General features: G+C 69.3%; 5 protein-coding genes. 1 reads left to right on the forward strand and 4 read right to left on the reverse strand.

Going from position 1 to position 4,407, the window contains the following annotated elements:
* The 4 genes from VIB55_RS05420 to VIB55_RS05435 all read right to left on the reverse strand — a co-directional run.
* Positions 1 to 302, reverse strand: a 302-nt coding sequence (locus VIB55_RS05420) for a putative molybdenum carrier protein (protein ID WP_331875650.1), incomplete at its 3' end; no start/stop codon positions are given.
* A 23-nt stretch (positions 303 to 325) separates the two neighbouring features.
* Positions 326 to 811, reverse strand: coding sequence for a GAF domain-containing protein (locus VIB55_RS05425; protein WP_331875651.1), 486 nt, complete (start codon positions 809 to 811; stop codon positions 326 to 328).
* 115 nt (positions 812 to 926) lie between these two features.
* Positions 927 to 1,784, reverse strand: a complete 858-nt coding sequence (locus VIB55_RS05430) for an HD domain-containing protein (protein ID WP_331875652.1) — start codon at positions 1,782 to 1,784, stop codon at positions 927 to 929.
* 49 nt (positions 1,785 to 1,833) lie between these two features.
* Entirely contained in the window at positions 1,834 to 2,847 is a 1,014-nt protein-coding gene (locus VIB55_RS05435; protein WP_331875653.1) for a hydrolase, read from the reverse strand.
* A gap of 114 nt (positions 2,848 to 2,961) precedes the next feature.
* Here VIB55_RS05435 and VIB55_RS05440 point away from each other — a divergent pair, with 114 nt between their 5' ends.
* Positions 2,962 to 4,275, forward strand: coding sequence for a 1-acyl-sn-glycerol-3-phosphate acyltransferase (locus VIB55_RS05440; protein ID WP_331875654.1), 1,314 nt, complete (start codon positions 2,962 to 2,964; stop codon positions 4,273 to 4,275).
* Positions 4,276 to 4,407 lie beyond the last annotated feature (132 nt).

Consider the following 4,407-nt stretch of genomic DNA (forward strand, 5'->3'; position numbering starts at 1 on the left):
GAAAGAAGAGGCCGCCCGAATCTTTGGGCGGCCTCTCGCGTCAGCTCCGTCCCCGCGCTGGCGGCATCCGTCACCAGCAGCAGGGTGCCATGCGAGTCGCGCACGTTCCACTCCGTGCGCTGCGCCGGATCGGTGGACGGCGTTTCGCGGAGCGGATAGTCCGCCGGGATCGGTCCGTCCTCTGCCCAGCGGCCGGCGGGGCACCATCCCCCAGCCGCCATCCCCCGCTCCATCGCCACGTCCAGCGCGGCCCGGTCCACCCCCGTCTGTCCGCCGGACACCAGCGTCAGCGTTAGCGGCACCCCATTCGCCACGAAACGAACTGTCAGGCCGCGACGGGTGTGGGGCGCCACTCCGTCCGGTGCACCGCCTTCACCAGCATCGGCCCCACCGTTTCCAGCATGTACACCTCGTCCTCGCCGAAGGGCACGGCCTGATAGTCGAAGTGGCAGATCGTGCCGAAGAGCGTGCCATCATCCTCCATCAGCGGCACGCCGCAGTACGACTGCACCACCGGCTGCTTGGGATGGCCGGCCACGCGCTCGTCGTTGGCGGAATCCTCGGTCATGAAGGTGCGGGCCGTCTCGCGCACGTAGATGCAGTACGAGTCCAGCACCGGCTGGTCGGGGCAGCGTTCGACGGTGGGGTCGTCGCGGTCGATCAGGTGCAGGTTGCGCAGCGTGCCGCCCTCGAAGCGGAAGACGGCGGTGAACCGGTGCGGACCCAGGCTGTTCAGATAGCGCAGTGCCGGCCGCACGCCCTCGCGGCCCAGCACGTCACGGAAGTGGGCAACGGCCTCACGACGTTCCATCAATCGGCATCTCGTTCGATAGTTCCACGGCAGTGAAGCGAGCCGACGACATTCTGCAAAGCTTGCACCAGCAAGAAGTTGCGTCCGAAACCATCCATCGGCCCGCGACCCGCCGTCAGAGCCGGTAGGCGGTCTGCACCAGGCGCTTTTCTTCCTCCCCTTCGATCAGCGCCTCCACCTCTACGTAGGGCTCCAGCCCGCTTCCCTTCAGCTTTTCGCGGAAGAGCTGGTCCAGCTGAAAGATGCCGGCCGAGTTGCTCATCTCCACCCGGATGCGCACGGGTTTTTCCACTCCCGCCTCGATGTGAACGGCCTCGATGGCGGCGGCGGAAATGGAGTGGATGCTCATCGTTCCCTCGATGCCCATGGAGATGCGCGAGCGGCCCTTGGCCATGTCCAGCGCATCCGCCACGCGCACCACGCCGGCCTCCAGCGTCAGCGGGCTGCCGCCCGAGCGGTGGCCGATGATGGCGTGCAGCACCTCCGACCGAACGATGGCGGCCGTCCCGGGGTGGGGATAGATCTCCGGCAGCAGCTCGCGAAGCTTCATCTGCGCTACGAAGAGCGAGAACTCCTCGTGGTCCTTGCGATGGATGCTCATTCCCGCGTCGTGAAGCAGCGACGCGAGCACCACCACCACCTCGGCATCCTCGGGGGTCATCCCATAGTTCACCACGACGCCGGGCTGAACGCCGGCCGCCATCACCACGCGCAGCAGCTTGCTGGCCAGGTTCATCACGATCTTCACGTGCACCGGCCCGTGATCCGTCATCTGCAGGCGCTCGACGGCGTTCACGTTCGCGGCCAGCCACAGCGCGTACATTTCGTCGTCGGCGTTCAGCCGCTCGATCAGCCGTTCGACCTTGGGATTGCCGCGCGAGGGCACGTTCAGCGTAAGGCGATGCGAGAACCGCTCTTCGACCGTGCGGCCGAAGGTGGCCCGCGGATCCGCCGGGTCCAGGATATCCGTCATTCGTTCCGTCTCCGTCATGTTCCGGGTGTGTCGGTGTTCCGCCATCTGATTACGCACGTTCGGTTCCGGCCTGCGCCGCAAGGAACCGCGCGGCCTCGCCCTCTGCCCAGAAGCGGGGCCGACGTGGCGAGCCGGCGATGAACCCCACGTGTCCGCCGTGCGGCGTGAAGGCGGTATACAGGCAGGGGTTGGCGTCGATGTCGGCGTGGGGGATCGCGCGCTCGTCCACGAACGGGTCGTCCGTGGCGTGCACCAGCAGCGTGGGAACGCGAATCCGTGCCACGTACCCCGCCGAGCTGGAGCGCGTGTAGTAGTCCTCCGCATCGCGAAAACCGTGGAGCAGCGCGGTGGCCGCGTCGTCGAACTCGCGGAAGCTGCGCGCCCGGCGGATGCGCTCCGCGTCCAGCCGGTCGCCGATCAGGTGCTGCTTGCCCGCAAACTTTCCCCGCAGCCGGCGGACGAAGTGGCGCACGTACACGCGCCCCATGAACGACCGGTCCAGCTTGTCGCTGCCGGCGCCCAGGTCGAAGGGGATGGAAACGGCGGCCGCGGCGCGGATGCGCGAGCCGGCGCCGCGCTCGCCCAGGTACTTCAGCAGCACGTTCGCGCCGAGGGAAAAGCCGACGCCCAGGAGCGTGGCGCGGGGATAGCGCCCGGCCAGCAGATCCAGGAGAAAGGCCGTGTCGCCCGTCTCTCCCGCGTGGTAGAAGCGCAGTGCGCGGTTGGGCTCGCCGCTGCACCCGCGGAAGTTCATGGCGACGGAGCGGATGCCCTGGCCGGCCAGCGCGCGGCAGGTTTCCAGCATGTACGAGGAGTTGCTGCTCCCCTCCAACCCGTGGATCACCAGGCAGAGCGGCGAATCGTCCCCCGCGGCGGGCGCTCCCTCCACCGTGGCGAAGTCCAGGTCCAGGAAGTCGCCGTCGGGCGTTTCCACCCGCTCGCGGCGGTACGCAACCCCGTGCGGAGGGCGGATGAAGCGGCCGGCGACGGTCTGCGCGTGGGCCCCGGGAAGCCAGCGGGCGGGGCGAAAGGGCGTGGGCGTGAACGGAATGCGATCGGTCATCGCGGCAATCTATCAGCAAACCCCTTTCCGCCGGCACCCGTCCGCGCGATAATTTGGAACGGGCTGCGTCACGGATTCGTGTCGCCATCCGCTCCCCTTCCCCGCACTCCCGCCGTGTGGCTCCTTCCGTTCCTCGCGCAGGTGTCGTCGCTGGCCGTCCGCACCTTCTACCGCCTGACGGTGGCGGGAAAGCAGGTGCCGCCGGAGGGCCCGGTGCTGATCGTCGCCAACCATCCCAACTCACTCGTGGACCCGGCCGCCGTCGCGGCGGTCGCCGGCCGCCCCGTGCGCTTTCTGGCCAAGGCACCGCTGTTCACGGACGCCGCCGTGGGCTGGCTGGTGCGCGGGTCGGGCGCCATCCCCGTCTACCGCCACGCCGACAACCCCGCCGAGGTGGGGAAGAACGAAGACACCTTTCGCGCCGTGCACCAGGCGCTGGCCGACGGGGCGGCGGTGGGCATCTTTCCCGAGGGGGTGAGCCACAGCGAGCCGTCGCTGGTGCCGCTGAAGACCGGCGCGGCGCGCATCGCCCTGGGCGCGGCGGCGATCCTGGGGGGATCGTTCCCCGTGGTCGCCGTGGGGCTGACGTTCCGCAAGAAGCAGCAGTTCCGCTCCGAGGCGCTGGTGATGGTGGGCAAGCCGGTGGAGTGGGACGACCTGGCGGGCCGCGGCATGGACGATCGCGAGGCGGTGGACCTGCTGACGGAGCGAATCGACCGGGCGCTGCACCGGGTGACGCTGAACCTGGAGCGCTGGGAAGACCAGCCGCTGGTGGAAACGGCGGAGGCGGTGTACGCGGCGGAGTTCCCGGTAGACCCGTCACCCGTGGCCCGCGTCGCCCGGCTGCGCGAGACGGCGGACGGGCTGGCGCGCCTGCGGTCGAAGGAGCGGGGCGGATGGGAGCAGGTGGCGTCCGCCGTGTCGTCGCACGCGCGGGCGCTGCGGGTGCTGCGGATGACGCCGGTGGAACTGAAGGCGTCGGTGGGAAAGGTGGAGGCGGGCAAGTGGGTGGCGCGCCAGCTGGGCGTGCTGCGCGCGCTGATCCCCATCGCCATCGTGGGGATCATCATCTTCTACATCCCCTACCGCGCCACGGGGTTCGCGGAGGCGCGCGCCCGGCCGCCGCAGGACATCCGCGCGACCTTCAAGACGCTCGTGGGCGCGGTGCTGCACGCGGTGTGGACCATCGTCCTGGCGGTGGCCGTCTGGTGGCGCTGGGGATGGAAGTACGGCCTCGCGGCGCTCGTCGTGCTCCCCGTCCTGGCCTGGGTAACGCTCTGGACGGTCGACATGTGGAACCGCGCCCGGGGCGAGGCGCGCCGCTTCTATCTGCGCGCCCGCCGCGCCGAGGCCATCGAGGACCTGCGCATCCGCCAGCGCGCGCTCGCGGAGCGGCTCGCGGCGTTGTGGGAGACCGTGAAGGCGTGATCTGACTTCCCAAAGAGTTTCACGCAGAGGACGCCGAGATGACTGAGAGGACGCAGAGAACTGCACCATCGCGGTGTGTCCTCTGCGTCCTCTATTTTTCCTCTGCGTCCTATGCGTGAAACTGCCGTTCGT

This window comes from Longimicrobium sp. (assembly GCF_036554565.1).
GTDB lineage: Bacteria > Gemmatimonadota > Gemmatimonadetes > Longimicrobiales > Longimicrobiaceae > Longimicrobium.

Coding starts and splice junctions, on each gene's coding strand:
- VIB55_RS05425 (WP_331875651.1), bottom strand. CDS start 811: ATGGAACGTCGTGAGGCCGTTGCCCACTTCCGTGACGTGCTGGGCCGC.
- VIB55_RS05430 (WP_331875652.1), bottom strand. CDS start 1,784: ATGACGGATATCCTGGACCCGGCGGATCCGCGGGCCACCTTCGGCCGC.
- VIB55_RS05435 (WP_331875653.1), bottom strand. CDS start 2,847: ATGACCGATCGCATTCCGTTCACGCCCACGCCCTTTCGCCCCGCCCGC.